Origin of the sequence: Micromonospora sp. NPDC049230, from assembly GCF_040647875.1 — a bacterium.
Classification (GTDB): Bacteria; Actinomycetota; Actinomycetes; order Mycobacteriales; family Micromonosporaceae; genus Micromonospora.
In genome coordinates this window covers 17,383-38,440 of record NZ_JBEZCZ010000026.1, presented here as the reverse complement: position 1 = coordinate 38,440, position 21,058 = coordinate 17,383, and the positions used below count along the sequence as shown (strand labels likewise).

General features: G+C 72.0%; 19 protein-coding genes and 1 pseudogene. 8 read left to right on the top strand and 12 right to left on the bottom strand.

What is annotated here, in order from left to right; genetic code table 11:
* Window positions 1-2: 2 nt before the first annotated feature.
* Both AB0A95_RS21345 and AB0A95_RS21340 read right to left on the bottom strand, forming a co-directional pair.
* Window positions 3-2,456 carry an NACHT domain-containing protein gene (locus AB0A95_RS21345; RefSeq protein WP_357557504.1) on the bottom strand — a complete coding sequence of 818 codons (2,454 nt, stop codon included), beginning with the start codon at window positions 2,454-2,456 and terminating at the stop codon, window positions 3-5.
* Between the two features lie 159 nt (window positions 2,457-2,615).
* Window positions 2,616-3,047, bottom strand: coding sequence for a MerR family transcriptional regulator (locus AB0A95_RS21340; RefSeq protein ID WP_357557503.1), 432 nt, complete (start codon window positions 3,045-3,047; stop codon window positions 2,616-2,618).
* Between the two features lie 56 nt (window positions 3,048-3,103).
* Between AB0A95_RS21340 and AB0A95_RS21335 the strand changes: the two genes are divergently transcribed.
* From AB0A95_RS21335 to AB0A95_RS21325, 3 genes are all read left to right on the top strand, one after another.
* Window positions 3,104-4,027 carry an oxidoreductase gene (locus AB0A95_RS21335; protein ID WP_357557502.1) on the top strand — a complete coding sequence of 308 codons (924 nt, stop codon included), beginning with the start codon at window positions 3,104-3,106 and terminating at the stop codon, window positions 4,025-4,027.
* Between the two features lie 371 nt (window positions 4,028-4,398).
* Entirely contained in the window at window positions 4,399-5,019 is a 621-nt protein-coding gene (locus AB0A95_RS21330) for a TetR family transcriptional regulator (RefSeq protein ID WP_357557501.1), read from the top strand.
* A gap of 107 nt (window positions 5,020-5,126) precedes the next feature.
* The gene (locus AB0A95_RS21325; protein WP_357557500.1) at window positions 5,127-6,626 is read left to right on the top strand and encodes an FAD-dependent monooxygenase; all 1,500 of its coding nucleotides are present in this window, start codon (window positions 5,127-5,129) and stop codon (window positions 6,624-6,626) included.
* Window positions 6,627-6,640: 14 nt separating this feature from the next.
* Here AB0A95_RS21325 and AB0A95_RS21320 read toward each other — a convergent pair whose 3' ends face one another.
* Window positions 6,641-7,165: a hypothetical protein gene (locus AB0A95_RS21320; RefSeq protein WP_357557499.1), complete on the bottom strand. Its 525-nt coding sequence runs from the start codon at window positions 7,163-7,165 to the stop codon at window positions 6,641-6,643.
* A gap of 155 nt (window positions 7,166-7,320) precedes the next feature.
* Between AB0A95_RS21320 and AB0A95_RS21315 the strand changes: the two genes are divergently transcribed.
* Both AB0A95_RS21315 and AB0A95_RS21310 read left to right on the top strand, forming a co-directional pair.
* Window positions 7,321-7,842, top strand: a complete 522-nt coding sequence (locus AB0A95_RS21315; RefSeq protein ID WP_357557498.1) for a SigE family RNA polymerase sigma factor — start codon at window positions 7,321-7,323, stop codon at window positions 7,840-7,842.
* Window positions 7,839-9,107 (top strand): hypothetical protein, encoded by a 1,269-nt coding sequence (locus AB0A95_RS21310; protein WP_357557497.1) that lies wholly within the window; start codon window positions 7,839-7,841, stop codon window positions 9,105-9,107. The genes AB0A95_RS21315 and AB0A95_RS21310 overlap by 4 nt, the downstream gene beginning before the upstream one ends.
* Here the strand turns inward: AB0A95_RS21310 and AB0A95_RS21305 are convergent, their stop codons facing one another.
* Genes AB0A95_RS21305 through AB0A95_RS21290 form a run of 4 tightly spaced genes read right to left on the bottom strand, consistent with a single transcriptional unit; the run spans window position 9,108 to window position 12,964 of the window.
* Window positions 9,108-10,361, bottom strand: coding sequence for an MFS transporter (locus tag AB0A95_RS21305; RefSeq protein WP_357557496.1), 1,254 nt, complete (start codon window positions 10,359-10,361; stop codon window positions 9,108-9,110).
* Between the two features lie 30 nt (window positions 10,362-10,391).
* A complete protein-coding gene (locus AB0A95_RS21300; protein WP_357557495.1) occupies window positions 10,392-11,273 on the bottom strand; it encodes a fructosamine kinase family protein in 882 nt (293 codons plus the stop codon).
* A gap of 55 nt (window positions 11,274-11,328) precedes the next feature.
* Window positions 11,329-12,270, bottom strand: coding sequence for an NADP-dependent oxidoreductase (locus tag AB0A95_RS21295; protein WP_357557494.1), 942 nt, complete (start codon window positions 12,268-12,270; stop codon window positions 11,329-11,331).
* A gap of 55 nt (window positions 12,271-12,325) precedes the next feature.
* Window positions 12,326-12,964: an HD domain-containing protein gene (locus AB0A95_RS21290; RefSeq protein ID WP_357557493.1), complete on the bottom strand. Its 639-nt coding sequence runs from the start codon at window positions 12,962-12,964 to the stop codon at window positions 12,326-12,328.
* A gap of 256 nt (window positions 12,965-13,220) precedes the next feature.
* Here AB0A95_RS21290 and AB0A95_RS21285 point away from each other — a divergent pair, with 256 nt between their 5' ends.
* Entirely contained in the window at window positions 13,221-14,165 is a 945-nt protein-coding gene (locus AB0A95_RS21285; protein WP_357557492.1) for a DJ-1/PfpI family protein, read from the top strand.
* 9 nt (window positions 14,166-14,174) lie between these two features.
* Here AB0A95_RS21285 and AB0A95_RS21280 read toward each other — a convergent pair whose 3' ends face one another.
* Window positions 14,175-16,154, bottom strand: coding sequence for a GTP-binding protein (locus AB0A95_RS21280; RefSeq protein WP_357557491.1), 1,980 nt, complete (start codon window positions 16,152-16,154; stop codon window positions 14,175-14,177).
* Window positions 16,155-16,595: 441 nt separating this feature from the next.
* Here AB0A95_RS21280 and AB0A95_RS21275 point away from each other — a divergent pair, with 441 nt between their 5' ends.
* On the top strand, window positions 16,596-17,882 hold the full coding sequence (locus AB0A95_RS21275; RefSeq protein ID WP_357557490.1) for a cellulose-binding domain-containing protein: 1,287 nt from the start codon (window positions 16,596-16,598) through the stop codon (window positions 17,880-17,882).
* Window positions 17,883-17,985: 103 nt separating this feature from the next.
* Here the strand turns inward: AB0A95_RS21275 and AB0A95_RS21270 are convergent, their stop codons facing one another.
* The 4 genes and pseudogenes from AB0A95_RS21270 to AB0A95_RS21255 form a co-directional block, all read right to left on the bottom strand.
* Entirely contained in the window at window positions 17,986-18,453 is a 468-nt protein-coding gene (locus tag AB0A95_RS21270) for a cupin domain-containing protein (RefSeq protein WP_357557489.1), read from the bottom strand.
* Between the two features lie 186 nt (window positions 18,454-18,639).
* Window positions 18,640-19,023: a cellulose binding domain-containing protein gene (locus AB0A95_RS21265; RefSeq protein ID WP_357557488.1), complete on the bottom strand. Its 384-nt coding sequence runs from the start codon at window positions 19,021-19,023 to the stop codon at window positions 18,640-18,642.
* A gap of 134 nt (window positions 19,024-19,157) precedes the next feature.
* Window positions 19,158-19,244 (bottom strand): annotated as a pseudogene (locus AB0A95_RS21260) (hypothetical protein); the annotation flags it as partial.
* Between the two features lie 77 nt (window positions 19,245-19,321).
* A complete protein-coding gene (locus AB0A95_RS21255) occupies window positions 19,322-20,362 on the bottom strand; it encodes a hypothetical protein (protein WP_357557487.1) in 1,041 nt (346 codons plus the stop codon).
* A gap of 219 nt (window positions 20,363-20,581) precedes the next feature.
* On the opposite strand from AB0A95_RS21255, the gene AB0A95_RS21250 reads away from it, so the two are divergent.
* Window positions 20,582-20,899, top strand: coding sequence for a hypothetical protein (locus AB0A95_RS21250; protein ID WP_357557486.1), 318 nt, complete (start codon window positions 20,582-20,584; stop codon window positions 20,897-20,899).
* Window positions 20,900-21,058 lie beyond the last annotated feature (159 nt).

The window sequence follows — 21,058 nt, the reverse complement described above, 5'->3', positions numbered from 1 at the left end:
CGTCAGCCCCAGGGGCCAAATCCGGCGATGACGCCCCGGTACAGCGCACTCGGGCGGTCCCAGCGCAGGGTCGCCGTACACGGCGCGGTATCGGTGCGGCGGACCGACACCGCGACGGTTTTCGCCTGTGGCGGGGCTGCCTGCGCCGCGTCGAGGCGGCTCCCGGCAGCGAAGAGCCCTCCCGATCGCCACAGCCGTCCGTCAACTGTCAGCTGCCACTCGAAGACGGCGTTGGCGCACTCGCTCGACGGCGGAAGCGTGAACTCGCCGTCCACGCCGCGGAACTGGATCACCCGCTGCCGGGTCGGGAAGGTGAAGGCGGTGCTGACCCGGCCGCCAGGGCCGACCTGCCACTGGTAGGCGACAACGTACTCGGAGCAGTGGGCGTTGCCGGCACCGGAGCTACAGCTCACCTGCGTGATGTCCGTGGGCTGGTCGCCGGAACGATAGATGGGGGCCCGCGGTGCGATGGAGAGCAGGGACAGCGTCAGGAAGGCCAGGCCCACCACCACCGCGCAGAGCCGGATCCACCACTGCTGCGGCGTTGGCCGGCGCTCCTCCGCTGCCTGCTCGGACGTTGTCGCCGCCGGCGGCGCGGCGGAGAGCGGACTTGCCCCGCCGGCCAGATACTCCTGCAGCATCAGGTGCCGGAACTGGTGGCGCGCACCCGACTGGCGGAGCACTCCCCGTTGGTGCGCGTCGTCGAGAAACCGGGGCAGCCGGAACGGCAACCGGCCAGTGACGCCCAACCAGGCCCGGGCGACGAGGAACGAGCCCCACGGGTGGTCGAGTGCGGTCGCCAGGGCGTAGACCACGCCGAACACCGCGACAAAAAGTCCTGCGTACCAGATTCGCAGGCCCAGGACATTCGCCAGCAGCAAGCCGATCGCCACACCGATGAGCGCGCCACCCCAGACGCCTCGGGAGATCGCACGTGCGCGTTCCCTGGCCAGGGCCGACCGGGGGGTTGGCTCCTCCGCATGGAGGCTCTGCGGCGGCCCGCCCGTGGAGAACGCGACAAGGGCCGTGAGGGCACCCGCCAGGGCCGCCATGACCAGTCCGGTGGCGAGCCCGAAGACGGGTGTGAACAGCAGCGCCGTCAACAGTGCGACCAGGGCGCCGGCGATGGTGACGAAGCCGGTACGGATGAGTGGGTTCAGCTCCCACCAACCCACGTCCTGCACACCATGCTCGCTCATGTGCCGGGCAAGAAACATCAACCACCGCTGTGCCTTCTCCGGTTGGTAGTCGACGTCGGCGGCCTGCGGCTGGTCGGACGTGCGGCGGCGGGGCGGAGACGCGTAGACCGCGGGGACGAAGGCCGCCACCAGCCGGGCCTCCACCGAGCGCTGGCCGTCGGCGGTCTGCGCGGCCTCCAGCAGGTCCACCGGGTCCGTCGTGGACGCCGCCTGGTAGGTGCTGCGGGCAAGGGCCACCATCAGCGGGGTGGAGAACGCCTCGGCCAGCGGCCCGTCCCGGTGCGCCCGCAGATGGGCGAAGACCGGCTCCCAGCGCGGATCCGGCGCCGGCGAGGACAGATAGGTGATGGCATCCTCGACATCCACCGACGCCAACTCGACCACCGCCGCACGGGACAGCACGCGGCTGCGTTCCACGGCCATGTCGTACTCGTGGCTGCGGCAGGTGACGACCAGCGGCCACCCGGTCACGGCGAACTGGTCGAGCCTGGTCATCGCCTGAGCGACGGAATCAGCGGGCAGCTCGTCGAAGCCGTCCAGGATCGGCAGGATCCGCTTCTCTTTCACCAGACGTCGGGCGAGAGCCGGCGGGTCGCCGTGGACGGCCAGCACGTCACAGTGGTCCTCGGCCAGCCGCCGGGCCACGAAGTCGTCCAACCGCTCGGCGCCGTCCCACAGGTGGATCGACAGAAGCACCGGCACCGGCTCGCCTGCGGTACGACGGCCGATCAGCCCGAGGGTCAGCAACATCGCGAAGACGGTCTTGCCCGCACCAGGGCGACCGAGAACCATCAACTGCCGATGCGGCAGGTTGCGGAACGCCTCCACGATCTCGTTGTTCGGCTCTCCGGTAGTTTTCCCGCTAAGCGGAAAATGCTGCCAGTCACCCCCGAGGGGATCGTCGAGCACATATCGCCGATCGGCGGCTGGCCGACCCGTCGACGACCAACGCACCAGCAGCGGCGCCGGCCGGGTGACCTCCTGTCGCGCCGCCTCCGCCGCCCACTCCGCCTCGATCTGTGTCGCGAGATCCGTAAGCGCCCGCCCGATCCGGTCCTCGTCGATCGCTGGCGCGTCCGCACGTCGAGGAATCCGCTCCCAGAGCAGATTGGCTCCCTCGAGCAGAGCCACGACAATTGCCGCCCACGTCCCCCACCGCTCAAGCTCTTCCGGGGTGTCGGCGACACCGGATCTCGCCAGGAACATCACGGCCAGCACCAACAGCCCGACACCGGCCAAGATGTAGGTGATCCGCATGTCCCGTCGCCGCCGCACACATGCATCATCGGCTATCGCGACAACACCGTCACGCCGCAGGTCGGCCCGCGAAATCGTCCCACTGACGCGCCCGCCCTCCGCCGCCTCCGAGCCCCGCTCACGACCGCCGAGGATGCGGGCCGGTGCGTACGCGACTCCTCACTGTCCCGTCGTCGCGGCGGGCTGGGGTTGCTGTTGCCAGGGATCGCCGGAAGCGCCGTCGGCGAGGTGCCGTTCGTAGCTGGACACCTTGCCGTTGACGAGTTCGAGGCAGTCGTTCAGTCGCGCGAGCTGCTCGGTGATGTGGCGCTGGTGTTCGCGGAGCAGGTCGAGCCGTTGCGCCTCGTTGCCGGTGCCCTCGCGGACGAGCTGGGCCAGGCGGCTGATCGTCGCGAGGGGCATCCCGGAGGCCCGGAACTTCACGCAGTTCGCCACCCACTCGACGTCCCAGGCGCTGTAGACGCGCCGGCCGGCACTGTCACGCCGTACCTCACTGGCGAACAAACCCTTTCGTTCGTAGAGCCGCAGGGTGTGCACGCTCAACCCGGTGCGCCGCGCCACCTGTCCGATGCTCAGGTCGATGTCCGCCATGGCGTCGACCGTAGTCCGTTGACCTAGACCTCGGTCTAGCGCCTAGCGTCCGTGACATGACCAGCGACACGACCGACGCCATGTTCGGCGCCCACAGCAAGACCGCGGACGTCCTCGCCGGAATGGACCTCAGCGGTAGGACCGCCCTCGTCACGGGCGGCTACTCCGGCCTCGGTCTCGCCACGACCCGTGCGCTCGCCCGAGCCGGGGCTCGGGTCGTCGTCCCGGCCCGCAGGCCGGACGCGGCGCGGCAGGCACTCGCCGGCGCGGCCGAGGTCGAGATCGAACAGCTCGACCTCGCCGACCTCGCCTCCGTCCGTGCGTTCGCCGAACGGTTCCTCCGCAGCCATCCCGCCCTCGACATCCTGATCGCGGGTGCCGGGGTCATGGCCTGCCCGCAGACGCGGGTGGGTCCCGGCTGGGAGGCGCAGTTCGCGATCAACCACCTCGGCCACTACGCGTTGACGAACCTGCTGTGGCCGGCGCTCACCGCCTCCGGCGCGGCTCGTGTCGTGTCGGTCGCCTCCGGGCGCGACCCGTCGTGGCGGATCCGGTGGGACGACGTGCAGTTTGAGCGCGGCTACGACAAGTGGGAGGCCTACGCCCAGTCCAAGCTCGCGAACATCCTGTTCGCCAGCCATCTCGACCTGCTCGGCGGGCCGCACCGCGTCCGCGCGTTCTCCGTCAATCCCGGCTATGTCCGCACCCCCCTGCAACGACACCTCGCCGTCGAGGAGATGGTCGCCGCCGGCTGGATCGACGCGGACGGGACTCCCGCGCCGGGCCTGTTCAAGACCGTCGAGCAGGGCGCGGCGACCCAGGTCTGGGCCGCCACGTCACCTCGGTTGGCGACGAACGGTGGCGACTACTGCGTGGACTGCCGGATCACCGTCGGCAGCCCCACCGACAGCGGCGCGGCAGCCCGACTCTGGGCTCTGTCGGCCGAGCTGACCGGCCTCGACCTCATCGACCACGCCTGACCCGTCCCGCCCGCTCGTACGCCTGCTCCGCGGTCGCGAGCTGCTGGGCCAGCCGATCCTGCCCGCTCTTGATCAGGTCCCCGTACGCGTCGTCGCCAAGCGCCCCGATCCCGCATCGGCACGCTGGAGGCGTTCGCGGGCACGGGCGAGGTCACCGAGCCGGCGATAGCGGTCCGCCAGGTTGAGATGCAACGACGGGTCCGGCGCGGCCACCGACATCGGCTGCGAGTGCCGCCAGTACGGCCCCAATGCTCCGGACTTCTACTTCCTCTGGGCCTTCACCCACTAGTGGTACCGCTCAGCAAGGACTGACCAGATATTTGCGTGGCGCGCATATTTGCGCGCCACGCAACTAGTGCTACCGTTGGGGCATGACGGGGCTACGAGAGCGCAAGAAGGCCGAGACGCGGGCGGCGCTCGGCTGGGCGGCGATCCACCTCACCGTGCAGCGCGGCTTCGACAACGTCCGCGTCGAGGACATCGCCGAGGCGGCCGGTGTGTCCCCGCGCACCTTCAACAACTACTTCTCCAGCAAGGCCGAGGCGATCGCCTCCCGCCACCTCGACCGCAGCCTGCGCACCGCCGCCGCGCTGCGCGAACGCCCCGCCGACGAGCCGCTCTGGGCGGCGCTCACCCAGGCCGCGCTGGAGCAGTTCACGCGCGGCCCCGAGGTCGAGGCGATGCCGTCCCCGCCACACGACCAGTGGGCGGCCGGCGTCCGCACCATGCTCGCCGAGCCCGCGTTGCAGGGCGAGCGGCTGCGGGCCGTCGCGATCGCCGAGGCCGAGTTGGCCGCCGCCGTCGCCGAGCGCACCGGCACCGACCTCGCCACCGACATGTATCCACGGCTCGTCGCCGCCGCCGCCAGCGCGGCCGTCGCCGTCGCCATGCAGCACTATCTCGACAGCGCCGACCCGCCCGCCCCGATCGAGCGCCTCATCACCGACGCCTTCACCCAGGTCGCCGCCGGCCTCCCGGCGCCGCCCCGCTGAGGCTCGACACAACCTCACCCACGTCTCCAGCCGCGGCACACCGCGGCGGGCCGGCCGCGCGCCGCGCCTGCCGTGGCGATGACGCACGCCCAGAACGGATCACGACAATGATCGATGTCCTCATCGTTGGAGCCGGACCCAACGGCCTCATGCTCGCCTGCGAGTTGGCCCTCGCCGGCGTCCACCCCGTCGTCCTCGAACGCCACGCCGCGCCGACCGGCGAGCCCCGCGCCAACGGCCTCGTCGGCCAGGTCGTCCGACTGCTCGACCGACGCGGCCTCTACGCGCGGCTCAGCGGCGAGAGCACCCCGCCGGCCCCCCAACCAGCCTTCGTCTTCGGCGCGTTCCCGCTGGATCTCACGATGCTCACGCAGAACCCGCACTACGTGCTCGGCGTGCCGCAGGCCCAACTCGAGGCCGCCCTCGCCGCCCGAGCCGCCGAGCTCGGCGTCGACCTGCGCCGCGGCCACGAGGTCGTCGACCTCCGCCAACGCCCCGACGCGGTCGAGGTCCACCTCGCCGACGGTACGCGGCTCACCTCCCGTTTCCTCGTCGGCGCCGACGGTGGCCGCAGCGCGGTGCGCCGCCTCGCCGGCATCGAGTTTCCCGGCGTCACCGTCGACCGGACGATTTCCCGCACCGCCACAGTGACCGTCCCCGCGTCAGCCCTCGATCCCGAGACCGGCGGTCTGCGCGTTCCCGGCTACGGGGTCGTCCCGCCGTTCCAGCACACCCGCACCGCCCGCGGCATGATCGCCTGGGCCCCGTTCCCCGGCCGTCCGGCGATCCTGAGCACGACGGAGTGGCCCGACGCGCCGACAAGCGACGAGACCCCGATGGACCTGGCGGAACTACGCGCCAGCGCCGCCCGGGTGCTCGGCGCCGACGTCCCCGTCGACGCGCCGGAGGGCCCCGGCCTGCTGCGGCGGCTGACCGGCCAGAACACCCGCATCGCCGCCCGCTACCGCGCCGGGCGGGTGCTGCTGGTCGGCGACGCCGCGCACGTGCACCCCGCGATCGGCGGGCCCGGCCTCAACCTGGGCCTCCAGGACGCGGTCAACCTGGGGTGGAAGCTCGCCGCCACGCTACGCGGCTGGGCACCACAGGGCCTGCTCGACACGTACGAGACCGAGCGTCGCCCCGTCGCCGAACGGGTCGTGATGTCCACCCAGGCCCAGTCGGCGCTCATCGGCCCCGGTGACGAGATCACCAGCCTGCGGCAGCTCTTCGCCGAGCTGCTGCGCAAGCCGGAGGTGACCGGGCACATCGCGGCGCTGATGTCCGGCGCGGACATCAGCTATCCCGCCGACCCCGCCGACCCGTTGGCCGGCCGCTTCGCCCCCGACGTGATCGTGCGCCGCGACCGCGGCCCGGTCCGGCTCGCCGAGCTGACCCGCGCCGCCCGCCCGCTGCTGCTGGACTCCACTGGCGCCTACGCCGGGGTCGCCGCGCCGTGGCGAGACCGGGTCGACGTGGTCACCGGCCCACTGGAGGGCACGACCGCGACCGCGATGCTCGTACGCCCCGACTGCTTCGTCGCCTGGTCCGCCGGGGACGCCGGTACGCTGCGCGCCTCGCTCACCCGCCACTTCGGCGTCCCACGGTGAGGAGGCAACCACGATCAGGGTTTCCGGCGTAGTTCGCGCAGCACGCCGTGCCGACGTGCGGCCCAGGCGAGGCGTCGGACGCTCGGGTGCCTGACGAACAGCACCGCCACCTGGCGGATCAGGCCGAGGCGGTTGTCGCTCGCCTGGTTGTCGACAGCCTGCCAGATCAGCTCGCGCACCCTGGCGCTGTCCAGCACCGCCCGCAGCTCACGCCGTACCGCGGGATCCTCGGCCGCGGAAGCGATGGCGGCGACCTGACCCGGCCTGTCCGCCAGCGGCTCCAGCGCCGCCGCGACGAGTGGCCGGCGTACCTCGTCCTGCTCCAGCAGCAGCAACACGGCTTCGCGGATCTCGACAGTGTCCAGGGCGGACCGTAGCAGGCTCAACAGGCTGCGCTCCACCTCGCGGTCGTGATCCGCGGCGGACAGCGTGGCCAGCAGCACCGCCACCTCGTCGAGGTCGATGAGGTGGCGCAGCCCGCCGCGGAACTCCGGCAGCCCCCAGGCAACCTGCAAGGCCTTGACGAGATCGCGGTTCATGAACCACCCGCTACCCGAAAGCGACGGCCGGCGAAACCCGCCAGCGGAGTCGGGGAATGATCGTCCGTCTGGGTTCGCCGAGCAAAGTCGCGTCGACCGGTAAACCGTGCGAGCCGATCCGGTGTCTTGCAGGTTGACGAGGCTCGGGAGGGCGGATGAGTGATTCGCGTGGGGCGGAGTTCGACGACTTCGTGCGTACCCGATCGGTGGTGCTGTTGCGGGTTGCCTTCCTGCTGACCGGGGACCGGCACGCGGCGGAGGACCTGCTTCAGGAGGTGCTGGAGCAGGTGTACCTGCGCTGGCGTCGGGTGCGGAGCAGCCCCGAGGCGTACGCGCGACGTGCGCTGGTCAACCGGTCGATCAACCGGTGGCGTTGGCGTGCCCGGCGTCCGGAGCGGGCACTGGGCGACCACGACGGGGTTGCCCGGGACCACGCCGACGCCGTCGCGGTGCGCGAGCTTGTCGTCGGGGCGCTGCGGGCGTTGCCGGCTCGGCAGCGGGCCGTGGTCGTGCTCCGTTACCTGGAGGATCTGCCGGTCGCCGACGTCGCGGCGGCGATGGCCTGCTCCGAGGGTGCGGTGAAGAGCCACGCCTCGCGTGGGTTGGCGCGGCTGCGGGAGGTGCTGGCGGATTCGAGTCTCGCCATGCCCATCACGGAAACCGGGAGTGCGCGATGACGATGAACGACAGTGACGTGCGCGAGATCCTGCGGCGCGCGACGGATGACCTGGTCGCCCCGGCGGGCCTGCTCGGTGCGGTGCGCCGGGGTGGGCGGCGCCGGGTGGTGCGCCGCCGGGCGGTGTTGGCGGCCGTGTGCGTGGCCGTGGTAGCCCTCCCGGTGGCTGGGGGAGTCCGGCTGGCCGGCAACGCCGGGGAGACCCAGGTCGCCGCACCGCTGTTCGACGAGCCCACGCGCGGTGACCTGGCCGCCGACGAAGGCTACCTGCGGCAGGTCCGCACGACGTGGGACCGTCATCTGAAGCAGATCGGAGAGCCGACGAGTGGCCCGCCGCACGTCGTCTGGGCCGGCACGACGCCTGCTGGGCCGGCCGCCTACGTCGCCGACGGCACCCTGCGCCCCACGACCGTGGGGTTCGTCGAACCCACCGCCGACGGGCCGCGCGTCGGCACCCTGACGCAGGTCGGCGACTCGGGGACGGACGGCCTTGAGCAGGCCACACTGCTCGGACCCCAGCGCGACGTGCTCCTCGTCCTCGACTTCGGACAGGCTGTGGAGTTCTCCCCGGAGCTGCGCTTCCTGCCCGACGGCAAGGTCGAGCGGACGTTCACGCCGGTGGCGTTCCGCGACGGTGCGGCAGTGCTGTCGGTGCCCCCACAACGCACGAAGCTCACCGTCGCGCTCGCCAAGACGCCAGTTGAGCGGAGGAACGCGCTCCACATCAGCAACACGTCGCTTGTCCTCTTTCCCGACGGAAAGGACCGGCCGGCGGCACCGCTCTTCCGCCACACGTTGCCCGGCACCGAGCAGGTGTGGGGCAGCGACCCGGCTGCCGAAGACGTGAGCGCGCCCACCGAGGCCATCGCCGACTACATCGACCCGGTGGGCGCGCACACGCACAACGGATCTCCCCGGCTGTCGGTCTACGGGGTGACCCCGGACGGCCGGCGGCTCCTCGTGGAGAGCATCCAGTACGACGACCACCCCTCCTGCGTCATCGCCCTGCTCGCCGGAAAGAACAGTCCCTTCGAAGCGGTGGCCAGCATGACCACGGACTGGCTGGCACCCCTGCCGGTACGGCTACGACTGCCCGACGACCAGGGCATCGTCGTCGCCGCCGAGGGGTCGGCGCTGAGCTACCGGATCGGCGACGGGCAGTGGCAGGATGCCGGCCGCGATGCGGCACTCCTGCCCGCCAGCGCCACCGACGTCCGGGTCACCGACGCCAACGGGACAGCGACAAGCGTCCCCGTCGGGGCCTGATCAGGCGACCGGCCGCCGGCGGCCCCGGCCGGCGGCCGGCACGGTGGCCGGCAGCCCAGATGTCTCACCTGCGGCGCGGGAACGCGTGCGGTGTGTTGCTGCTCCCCGCCGCGCGTCCACGGCGAGCAGCAGGAGCGCGGCCAGCGTCAGCAGCCCACCGGCGAGGGCCAACGTGCGGGCCCCCGAGGTGGGCAGGAGGGCACCGCCGAGCAGTGAGCCGCCCGCGATGCCGGCGTTGAAGGCGGTGCTGACGCCGGCCGACGCGATGTCGGTGCTGCCCGGGGCCAGGTGCAGCATCCGGTTCTGCACGGCGGAGCCGAACGCCGCGTAGGCGAGGCCGATCCCGGCCAGGAGCGCGACCGCGCCGGGCCGGAGCGCGCCGAACGCGTACAGGCCGAACAGCGCGGCCGTGCCGATGCCCAGCGGCGTCAGCAGGGAGGCGACCGGCCGGGTGTCCAGGGTCCGCGCCGCAGCCAGGGTGCCGACGACGCCAGCGGCGCCGGCGGCGAACAGCAACGGCGCCAGCAACGCGTCGGCGAAGCCGCTGACATCGAGCAGGAACGGCGCGACGTAGGTTTGCAGGGTCAGGAAACCGCCGATGCCGAGGGCGGTCGCGACAAGCAGGAGGACGAAGCGCCGCCCGTCCGGTGCGGTGCCCCGGGCGGCGCCGCCGGCGGCCGGGGGATAGGAGGGCAGGAAGACGAGCACCGCGGCGGCGACGGCCAGACCGACCCCGGCCAGCGCCGCGAACGCCGCCCGCCAGCCGGCGTGCTGTCCGAGCCAGGTGCCGAGGGGTACGCCGAGCACCGGGGCCAGCGTCGCCCCGGTGGCGAACAGCGCCACCACCCGGCCGCGTACCGCCACCGGAAAGGGCCCGGTCACGGCCGCCGTGGCGACGGACCAGAACAGGGCCTGCGCGAGGGCGGTGGCGAGTCGGGAGCCGGCCAGCACGGTGTACGTCGGCGCGAGCGCGGCGGTGCCGTTCGCGGCGGCGAACAGGAGCATCGTGCCGCCGAGCAGGTGGCGTCTAGGGATCCGTTGGGTCAGCCGGGCCAGCGGCACGGACGCCAGCACGACCACTACCGCGTACCCGCTGACCAGCAGACCCACCTGGGATCGGGACCTGTCGAGATCGGGTGCGATGTGGGTCAGCAGACCGACGGGCAGCAACTCGGTCGTGATGAACGCGAACGCGGCGAGGGAGAGCGCGACGAGTACGGCCCTGGCCCTGCGCGGCGACACCTCCGGCGTCATCGCCCATCCCCATCTCTGGTCACCACCGGGTCAGGACCGCGGCCGGAACGGGGCGAGCACGGCACGGATCTGGTCAGCCGCACCCCAGTCGTCGTCGAACTGGGCCAGCACGGCGAGGTGCTGTCGCAACTGGACGATCGGCATGCGGGCCCGCCAGTCGCCGTCGAGCGAGGTCAGGTCCGCGTAGACCGCGAAGAACCGTCGCGCCTCCGGCGGGGGAGAGGTCGACCACAGGTGGGCGAGGTCGACCTCGGCCCACATGTAGGACACCGCCGGGTCGATCAGCGCGGGTTGCCCGTCCGGGGTGGCCAGCACGTTCTGCACCCACAGGTCGCCGTGTGTCAGGCACGCGGGCCGGACCGGCAGCAGGTCGGGCAGCCGGTGACACAGTCGTTCCAGTGCCGCCCGGTCGCCGGCGTCGAGTGCCGCCTGCACGCGGGGCTCCCCGAGCCACCGGAGCAGCCGGTGCTCCGCGAAGAACGCGTGGCCGTCGTCCTGCCACGTGTTGACCTGGCGGCGGCGGCCCAGCCAATTGTCGTGGTGCCACCCGAAGCGAGGATGGGTGGTGCCCAGGTGCATGTCGGCGAGGAGGTGCGCCAGCCGCTCCCAGAAGATCTCGCTGTGCGGCCTCTCGTGCAACACCGACAACACGAGCAGTCGACGGTCGGCCAGGATCACCTCGGGTGTCGCCACGCCCCCGAGCTCGCGCAGGGCGGCCAGCCCTTCGGCCTCCGCGAGAAAGACCCCGTCGTCCGGCTCGTCGGCGAACGCCTTGACGAACACCGGCGGCGCGTCCCGGCGGGTGGCCATGCCCGCGAGCGCCGCGACCCCACCGGCCACCGGCTGCACCGTGACGACCTCGCGCATCCCGGCTTCGAGGAGGCGCTCCAGCAGGATCGTCGTCGAGTGCATCAGAAACGCACCCCTCACCGTCGGCGTGCTCGGTCGCCCAATCCTAGACACGCCCTCACTCTGGCGGACGCGTCTCCTGTTCGTCCACGAGCTGGATGATCGTCTTGCCGGGTGTACGACGGCCGGGGGCGAACGCGGCGGCCGTTTCGGAAAGTGGCAGTACCGCGCCGACGAGGGGGTTGAGCCGCCCGTCGCGGAGCCGCTCGGCGAGGTCGGCCAGTCGGGCGCGATCGGGTTCGACGACGAAGAAGATGGCTCGCCCGCCTCTCGGCTGGACGGTGGGCGGCTCGGCGATGGTGACCAGGGTGCCACCCGGGCGTACCAGTGCTGTCGATCGTTCGAGGATGTCGCCGCCGATGACGTCGAGCACCACGTCCACCTCGCCGACGTGTCGCAGATCGTCGGCGGCCAGGTCCACGAAGGTCTGCGCGCCGAGTGTGCGCGCGACAGCACGGTCGTCGGCCCGACCGGTCGCGATCACGTGGGCGCCGACCTCTCGCGCGAGTTGGACGGCGATCGAGCCGACGCCGCCCGCGGCGCCGTGGATGAGGACGGTCTGGCCGGTCGTGAGGCGGGCATGGTCGAAGAGTGCCTGCCATGCGGTCAGCCCGGAGATGGGCAGCGCCGCGGCCACGGTGTGGTCGATGCCGGCCGGCAGCGGGGCGAGGTTGCGCGCCTCCACCGCTGTGAATTCGGCAAGGGAGCCGTTGCGGGCCCAGTCGGTCAGGCCGAACACCCGCTGGCCGACGGTGAGGCCGGTGGTGCCGTACCCGAGTTCGACAACGACCCCGGACAGCTCATGCCCGGGGATGGTGGGGGTCCGGTCACGGCCGGCGCGATCGGACCACGTTGCCGGCCAGCCGAGCTCTCCGGGCGTGAAACCCGCGGCGTGTACGCGGACGATGACGTCGTTCTCCGCGGCGTGCGGGTACGGCATGTCGGTCAGGGTGAGCCCGCCGACACCCGCGGTACTGTCGCGTACGGTGATCGCTCGCATGCTCGAAGCCTCTCCAGGAAAGTTCGTCGACACCTCGTGCCGGGGGGCCGGCCGCTCAGCTCGGCCAAGGCGACCCGACGATGCGCTCGACAGTCGTCACGCGCTGGAAGCCCGGGACGAAGTGTTCGAGGATGTCGGAGTTCACTGTGCCGTTCGTGGTTTCCGGGCGGTTCTTCAGCCCGTCGACGTGGGCGCGCAGAAACCCCTCCTTGAAGTCACCCCGTGGGTGGGCGGCGAGGATTTCGCCGAGCTGATCGGGTTCCAGGCCGTCCAGGCCGAGGCCGAGCACGTCGGTCAGGACGCCGAGGTAGGTGGTGGCGATCTCCGGGCCCATCCGGTCGGGGATGCCGGGCGAGGTGTGCAGCGCGATCGCCGTCCAGACGGTCTCGGCGGCGGCCGTCGGGAAACCCCGGTCCAGGAGGAATCTGCGGGCGTGGTCGGCGCCGTCGATCTCGAAGCGCTGCTCGGCGTCGGAAAAGGGGGTCAGGAGGCCGGAATCGTGGAACAGGGCCGCCAGATAGAGCAACTCCGGGTCCGGTTCCACGCCAAGCTTGCGCGCGTGGATCAGGCCGAAGAGAAAGACCCTCCGGGAGTGGTGGTAGATGAGGGGTATGGTCGTTTCCTGGATGTGCCTGGTCGCCTCGGCGACCGCTGCGGTGTCCGGAATCTCCAACCCCGCGATGACCTCTGGCATGCTCTCTGACCTTCCGGGACATGTGGTCGCACCTGTTGACGACTCTCATGCTGCCTTCCGATCGTCGTACGCCGCCGCCTTTGTCCGGCCAGGAATCCCTCATATCCGGACGGGGTGAGATCGCGGACGTGCGTTCCGACACCGGCGGGCGTGCTACCAATAATTGGTGTTCATTTCCGCTGTTCGGCGAACCAGCGGCGGTCGAGGCCGGCGGGGTCCGGCCTCCCGTGTCGGCCCCCATTGCGTCGCGATCCTCGTGTACGACGGAGTGACGTTGCTGGACGTCGCCGGTCCGGCCGAGGTGTTCAAGGAGGCGAACCGGTTCGGCGCCGACTACCGGATCGTGCTGCTGTCGCCGACCGGCGCGGACGTCACGTCGAGTCTCGGGGTGCGGTTGGCGGTCGACGGGGCGGTCTCCTCGGAGCCGGCCCTCGACACACTGCTGGTGGCGGGATCGGACCACTATCCGAGCGCCCACGTCCCCGCCGAGCTGGCGGACGCCGCACGGCTGCCGGCCGCCGCGGCCGGCCGTGTCGCGTCGATCTGCACCGGGGCGTTCGTCCTCGCCGCCGCCGGCGTTCTCGACGGCAAACGCGCGACCACGCACTGGCAGGTCGCGCACGAGTTGGCCGCCCGGTGTCCGACCTGCCGGGTCGAGCCCGACGCGATCTACGTTCGCGACGGCACCACGTACACCTCGGCGGGGGTGACGGCTGGCATCGACCTGGCGCTCGCTCTCGTCGAGGAGGACCACGGACCCGACCTGACGCGCGACGTCGCCCGTGCCCTCGTGGTGTACATGCAGCGTGCGGGCGGCCAGTCCCAGTTCTCCGCGCCGTTGCAGGGGCCGCCGCCCCGCTCGCCGGCCCTGCGGAGAATCACCGACGTGGTGACGGCGGACCCGCGCGCCGACCATTCGCTCGGTGCGCTCGCGAAGCACCTCAACGTGAGCACCCGGCAGCTCACCCGGCTCTTCCACGACGAGCTGTCCACGACACCGGCTCGCTACGTGGAGAACATCAGATTCGACCTGGCCCGGGCGATGCTCGACCAGGGCCACACCGCGACGCAGGCCGCGACTCTGGCCGGATTCCCCAGTTACGAGAGCATGCGGCGGGTCTTCGCCAGGAAGCTGTCGCTCAGTCCCGCGGCCTACCAACGGCGGTTCAGCACGGCTCGCCGCGCCCGCGAGGTGGGCTAGAGCCCGTCTTCAGGATCGGTTGCGTGGCTGGGCCAGGAAACGCAGATACTCCATCCGGTCGAACGGGTTGCCGTCGGTGCGGGGCCGGCGCGGCGGCTCACCGGTCACCGGGCGGTCGCCGCCGGGCGTCGACGACCACAGCCCCTCGCCGCTGGACAGGTCCGGTAGCCGCCGCTGCGCCTCCGGTTCGAGTCGCGCCGGCAGCACCCCGCCGATCCGCCAGCCGGCCGCGATCTCGTCGGTGCCGTCGATCCGGGTGCCGAGCCGCCCCAGGTACGCGGTGACCGCGCCGAGCCGGTCGGCCGGCACCTCCGCCTCGAACCGGCGACACGGCTCGAAGACCCGGGTGCCGGCCTCGGCGAGCGCCCGCATGAGGACGTACGGCGCCAGATCGCGGAAGTGCCCGGCCGTGGTGATCGGCGACCAGTAGCCGCTGTGGGTGAGGGTGACCCGGATATCGGTGACGGGCCAACCGTGCCGGCCCTGGTCGAGAGCGGCCCGGGTGGCCTCCTCGATGGCCTTGTGGAACGACAGCGGCAGCGAGCCGAGTTCGACCTCCAGCCGGTAGCGCACCCCGGAGTCGGGCTCGACCCGGAACCCGACGGTGCCGAGGAAGCCGTGCCCGATGATCTCCACAGCCGAGCCGGTGCCGGTTGGCCGCTCGACGTGCATGAGTCGGCCCGGCCCGAACTCCGCCTCGATCCCGTACGTCTCGGCCAGCGTGGCAGCCAGCACCTCGCGCTGCACCTCGCCGTAGAGCAGCACGCTCGTGCCGCCGTCCGGGGCCACCCGGGTCCGGATGAACGGGTCGGTGTCCGCGATGTCCAGCAGCGCGGCGTGCAGCGCCAGCGTCCGGGCCGGGTCGCGGGGTCGGAGCACCGCCTCCAGTGTCGGCGCCGGGAAGTACGACCGCCCGTCGAGGCCGGCCGGGCTGCCGAGCTGGTCGCCGAGGCGTACCCCGGTCAGGCCGGCCACCCGGGCGATGTGCCCGGCGGTCAGTGCGGCCGGCGGATCGTCCCGTCCGGCCTGGGTGTGGTGGTCGGCCGCGTCGATCACGTCGAGCCGGGTGATCCGGGCGCGGGTCGTGGTGGTCCGGCCGTCCGGCTCCCGGCGGTACGCGACGACCCGCTGGCGTGCCCGGAGGTGCCCGCCGTACGACCGCAGGTACGCGACCCGCTCCCCGGCGGGGTCGCGTTCGATGGCGAAGACCCGGGCCCGCGGCTCGGGCTCTGCCGGCGGCGACGCCGGGAGCAGGGCCGCGATGGCGTCCAGCAGCTCCGGTACGCCGGCTCCGGACAGCGCCGAGCCGAACAGCAGGGGGTGGACCTGCCCGGCCGCGACCTGCACCCGAAGCGCCCTGTCGATCCGATCCGGGTCGGGCGGCAGGTCGTCCACCAGGGCGGCCAGCAGCTCGTCGTCGTGCTCGGCGAGGGTCTCGGCGAGCCGGTGGGCGCTGCCGTGGTCGTACCGTGGATCGTCACGCCGGAAGGCGGCCTCGGGGGTGCCGGGCGCGCGGACCGTGCCCAGCGCGGCGACGGCCGGGGTGAGCAGTCGGCGCACGTCCCCGACCAGCTCCTCGGGGCGGGCGCCGGCCCTGTCGATCTTGTTGACGAAGATCAGCGTGGGTAGCCGGAGCGACCGGAGGATCCGCATGATCCGCCGGCTGTGCGGCTGCACCCCCTCGACGGCCGACAGCACCAGGATCGCCGCGTCGAGCACCCCCAGGGCGCGCTCGACCTCGGCCACGAAGTCGCTGTGCCCGGGGGTGTCGAGCAGGTTGACCTGGCGGTCGCCCAACCCGAACGCGGCCACGGCGCTGCGGATGGTGATGCCCCGGCGGCGTTCGATCTCGCCGGTGTCAGTTTGGGTGGTGCCCGCGTCGACGCTGCCCAGCCGGTCGATGGCGCCGGTGGCGTGCAGCAGGCGTTCGGTCAGGCTGGTCTTACCGGCGTCGACGTGGGCGACGATGCCGAGGTTGACGATCTGCATGGGCTGACGGGTCCTCGAAAGCTCGCGTCCGGATGGGCGGGAAGGTTTCGAGTCCTCGCATCGCCGTGCTCCCGTCGGTCGTTCGTGCCCGTCGTGACGCCGGACCGATGGTGGCCCGGGTCCGTCTGCGGCAACGTTGGCACGGCCGGGACCTGCCGGTCTACCGAATAACTGTCAGCCGGCCGTCACCCACCCGGACGGGTGACGCTTGATTGGATCGTCTCCCGTCAATAGATTGAGGGTGGGCGTCGCCGAGGTCCGGGAGACCGGGCCGTCGGCGACTGACAGGTCCACCCCGAGCCGGGCACCGCGGTCGTACGCACCGACCAGCCGCTGTGGCGCACCGCCGCGCCGCATCCAGGGCGCACTGTCGCGCCGCGTCCGTCCAGGACGCGCGTCACCGTGCCGCCTCCGTTCAGCTCGATGGCAGAAGGACCTCCCATGACGATTCTCCGCGCCCGCCCCGCTTCGACACTGGCGGTCGTCGCCGCGCTGGCCGCCGTGACAGCGACCGGAACGGCCCTGCTCACCAGCCCCGCCGCCGCGGCCCAGGGCTGCCGGGTCGACTACACGCCCAACCAGTGGTCCAGCGGATTCACCGCCAACATCAAGGTCTCTCCCGGCGACACCGCCGTCTCCAGTTGGACTGTCACCTGGACGTACGCCGGCGACGAACGCGTCACGAACGGCTGGAACGCCACAGTCAGCCAGTCCGGCGCGACGGTGACCGCCCGCAACATGTCGTACAACGGCAGCATCCCGGCCGGCGGCGCCACCGAGTTCGGTGTGCAGGGCACGTTCGGGTCCAGCGGCGGCGCGCCGACCGGGTTCAGCCTGAACGGCGTACCGTGCAACGGCGTCGGGCCGACCCCCACCACCGCGTCGCCGACGACGCCCCCGCCGACCAGCCCGCCGCCGACGACGCCCCCGCCGACCAGCCCGCCGCCGACGACGCCCCCGCCGACCAGCCCGCCGCCGACGACGCCCCCGCCCACCACCCCGCCGCCCACCACGCCTCCGCCGACGACGCCGCCGCCGGTCGGGTGCGCCGGGGCGGTGCTCTGCGACGGCTTCGAGAACCAGACCGGTTCGACGCCGTCCGGCGACTGGACCGTGGTGAGCCCGGACTGTTCCGGTGCCGGTACGGCCACCATCGACACGAGCACCACGCACAGCGGCAGCCGGGCGGTCCGGATCAACGGCGCGGCCGGCTACTGCAACCACGTCTTCATCCGCTCCACCAAGAATCTCGGCAGCGTGGGCAGCGTCCGGTACGGCCGGATCTGGGTCCGCCACACCACCGCCCAGCCCACCGAGCACACCACGATGATGGCGATGACCGACGCCGCCGACGGCAACAAGGACCTGCGGATCGGCGGTCAGAACGGCGCCCTCCAGTGGAATCGCGCCTCCGACGACGCGACCCTGCCCGAGCAGAGCCCGGCCGGGGTGGCGCAGAGCGTTCCGCTACCCACCAACCGGTGGACCTGCCTGGAGTTCATGGTGGACGGCTCGGCCGGTCAGCTCCGTACCTGGCTGGACGGCACCGCCATCGCCGGCCTGACCGCGGACGGCGTACCGACGCACGACATCGACGGCCAGTGGTACAACCGCACCTGGCGGCCGCAGCTCACCGACCTCAAGCTGGGCTGGGAGAGCTACGGCGGCGGAGCCGACACCCTCTGGTACGACGACGTCGCGATTGGGTCCAGCCGGATCGGCTGCTGACCCTTCGCCACTGGATAGGAGGGGTGCGGGGATCGTCGCCACGACCGATCTCCGCACCCCCTCGTCGCCGCCCCGGGGTCGACGAACCACCCACGGCTCAGGGTCAGCCGCGGCGGCCTGCCCACAGCGGGCTGTCCACGTAGTGGTTGTCGTAGCGGTCCTGGGTCTCGCCGACGTCCTGCCAGGTGGCTTCGCCCCGGTGCACCCTGTCCAGGAGCCGGTAGTAGTCGAACCGGGGCTTCCCGGGGGTGATCACCACCAGGAAGTCGGCGTCCTGTCCGTCGGCGGGGGCGAAGGCGTGCGGGGTGTTCGGCGGGACGAAGAGCGTGTCTCCCCGATGCAGGGTGTGCAACTCGTCGCCGACGAGCATCTCCAGGGCGCCGTCGAGCACGAAGAACAGCTCGCCGGAGTGCGTGTGCAGGTGTGGTGGCGCGCCGTCGGTGCCGTGCCTGAGCAGGGTGCGGTTGCTGGTCAGGACACCGCCGGTGTGCTCCGGGTCGAGGAGCAGTGTGATCACGCTGGCCGGGTCGCTGTCGAGAACCTCGGCCTGGGCCGCGCGTACCAGTGTCATTGTCGACTCCTTCGATGAGCGCTGGTTGTCCTTTGCTCTGCACCCCAATAGGCACCGGTCGCAGACAGTAGCCGTCGCACCCGCGGGTGCAGAGCAAAGGACAACCCTGAGCTGGCTGGACGCCCCGGTGCCAACGGGCACCCTCGCCGTGTTCCACAAACTGCCCCGGCGTACCTGAACAAGCAGCTACAAGCCCTGGTCCGGGCCGGGATCCTGACCTCGACCTCGGGGCCGCGCGGGGGCCGGTGCGCCGGCACTGGCCCGCCGAGCGGCCTGGTCGTTCGTCAGGATCGGGTGGGCTTCAGCTTCCGGTGCAGGTGGCGGTGGTGCCGCTGCCGTTTCCGCTGCTCTGGAGCCGAAACTGGTGCTCTGCCCCGCGCCCAGTCGGCCGTTGTAGCTCTGGCTCGCGACGGTGATGGTGCCACTGGTGCCGTTGGCGACGCCGTTCCACACCGAGCTGACCGAAGCTCCGCTGGGCAGGTTGAGAGTGACCCGCCAGCCGGTGAGCGCGGTGGTCCCCGCCGTGACGGTGACGGCGGCGACGAACCCGCCGTTCCACTGGTCCTGCACGGAATAGACGACGGCGCAGGCGGGAGCGCCGGTGGGCGGTGGCGTGGTCGGCGGTGGCGTGATGGCCGCCGGTTCCCCCGCGCCGCGATGAGACCGCGCTTCACCAGCCGGGACAGCGCCGCACGGGCACTGGACTCGCTGACGCCGAACTCCCGCAGGATCGCGATGACCGCCGTGGACGGCAGTTGGGCATCCGCGGAGTCGAGATACTCGCCGAGCACCGTCGTCAGCAGATGTTGCGGGCTGGACCCGATCTGGGCTCGGGGGATTCGGACGTCGTCGGCGGGCTCGTGGACACTCACCTCCTCAGGTTGCCCCACCACGGGGTGCGCGTCGTCGTCGGGCGGGTGCTGAGGGCGTAGCCGGCGGCCGTGACACCCAGCGCCACACCCCAGCCGAGGAAGACGAGCAGTGTGGCGGTGACCGCCCAGCCGTCCCACACCTCCGACCAGCGCAGCTCGCCCGTGACTAGTCGGTCGACGACCACCGCGGCGCTGAGCACGCCGTAGGCGACAAGTGTGAGCGCCACCATCCCGGCCGGAATCACCGCCAGCAGCCGGGGCACCCGTCGACCGCCCAGCCCCGGCACCCAGCGCGGGAACTGCTGCCCCCACCGCTGCACCAGCCCGAGAACGAGCAGGCCGGCGAGCGGTGGGGCGAGCGTGAGCGCCACCCCCGTCGCCGTCGACAGGTCGCGGTGAATGTCGTCCAGCTCCCGCTCCGAGATGCCGAACGGAACGCCGAGCACCCAGAGCCCATGGGGTACGGCCCAGCCGACCACCGGCAGGGTGACCGCCACGTACGCCCAACGCCGTGTCCACCGGGCCACCGGCCGGTAGCCGGGGGTTGCCGGTCCGCGCCCGGGGCCGGATGCGTTCGCCAGCCCGGTGAACAGGATGCCGCCGGCCAACAGGGCGAGCCGGGCGCCGAGGTCACGCCAGTCCGAGGGGCGTCCCGTCAACGCCGCCGGGACCTCGAAGAGCAGGTGCAGCGGGAACGCGCCGACCAGCAGCAGCGCCGCCGCGAGCCAGGCGGCCGTGGTCGCGGGACGGCCGGGGGAGCGGAGTACGCACACGACCACCGCCGCGAGGGCGACGAGGATCGCCAGCGCTCCCCAGCCGGCCCAGAACGGCAGTGTCTCGACGTGGTCGGCGCCGCATCCCCCCGCCGGGTCGACCAGGTCGGTCCGGTCGCAGGCGGTGTACGCCCACCGGCCACCGGCGATCCAGAAGAGGCGCAGAGCCATCTCGCCGAGGAGGAAGGTGCCGCACGCCACCGCCCATGGTCTGCTCCGGTCGGCCAACGTGGATCGATTCGTTCGAGCAGTACGGTCGGACATCCCACTCCCTACGGACGGTGCCGCGCCGGCACACCGGGCCGCTCGTCGCCGTGCCCGCTGTCCACACCGGAACCCAGCGGTCACCAACCGGCAGCCATGGATCGATGATCTGTGGCGCTGGGCGACTCTTCTTCCCCGGCAGAGGGGACCGCGCTCCCCCGGCGAGGTGACATCCGCGCGCGGCCGGGTGTCGTGTGGCACGAAAACCGACACCCCGGAGTGACAGATGCCGAGCGGGCCCTGGACGCGTTGTACCGGAAGATCACCGAGGCCGAGCAGAAGGCCGTGGTGGACGCGCGGGCAGCACCGATGGCCGCCATGGACGGGCGGGCGACGAGCACCACGCGGCTGCGCTGGTTGGTCTGGGCCGGTTGTGCGGGTGGGTGTGGGGCTGGGCGCTGGTTGGTGGGCAGAGTGCGCGGCTGGTCTGGGTGTGCGGGTGGGTGCGCGGCCGGGTGTGGCTGGGGCGTGGGTTGGCTGCTCGGGCGGGCGTGGGTTGGGCAGGTGTGGGCCCGCGCTGTCGGGCTCGCCGCTTGATCAACTCGATTTTCATGAAGTCGGGCTGTCCCAGGCGAGCGGATGCCCCGACTTCCTGTTGATCAACTCGGGTTTCGTTAAGTCGGGCCATCCTGGGCCGGCAGATGCCGCAACTTCCTGAAAGCCGCGAAGGTCAGGGCCGAGTTCCTGGGCAGGCGC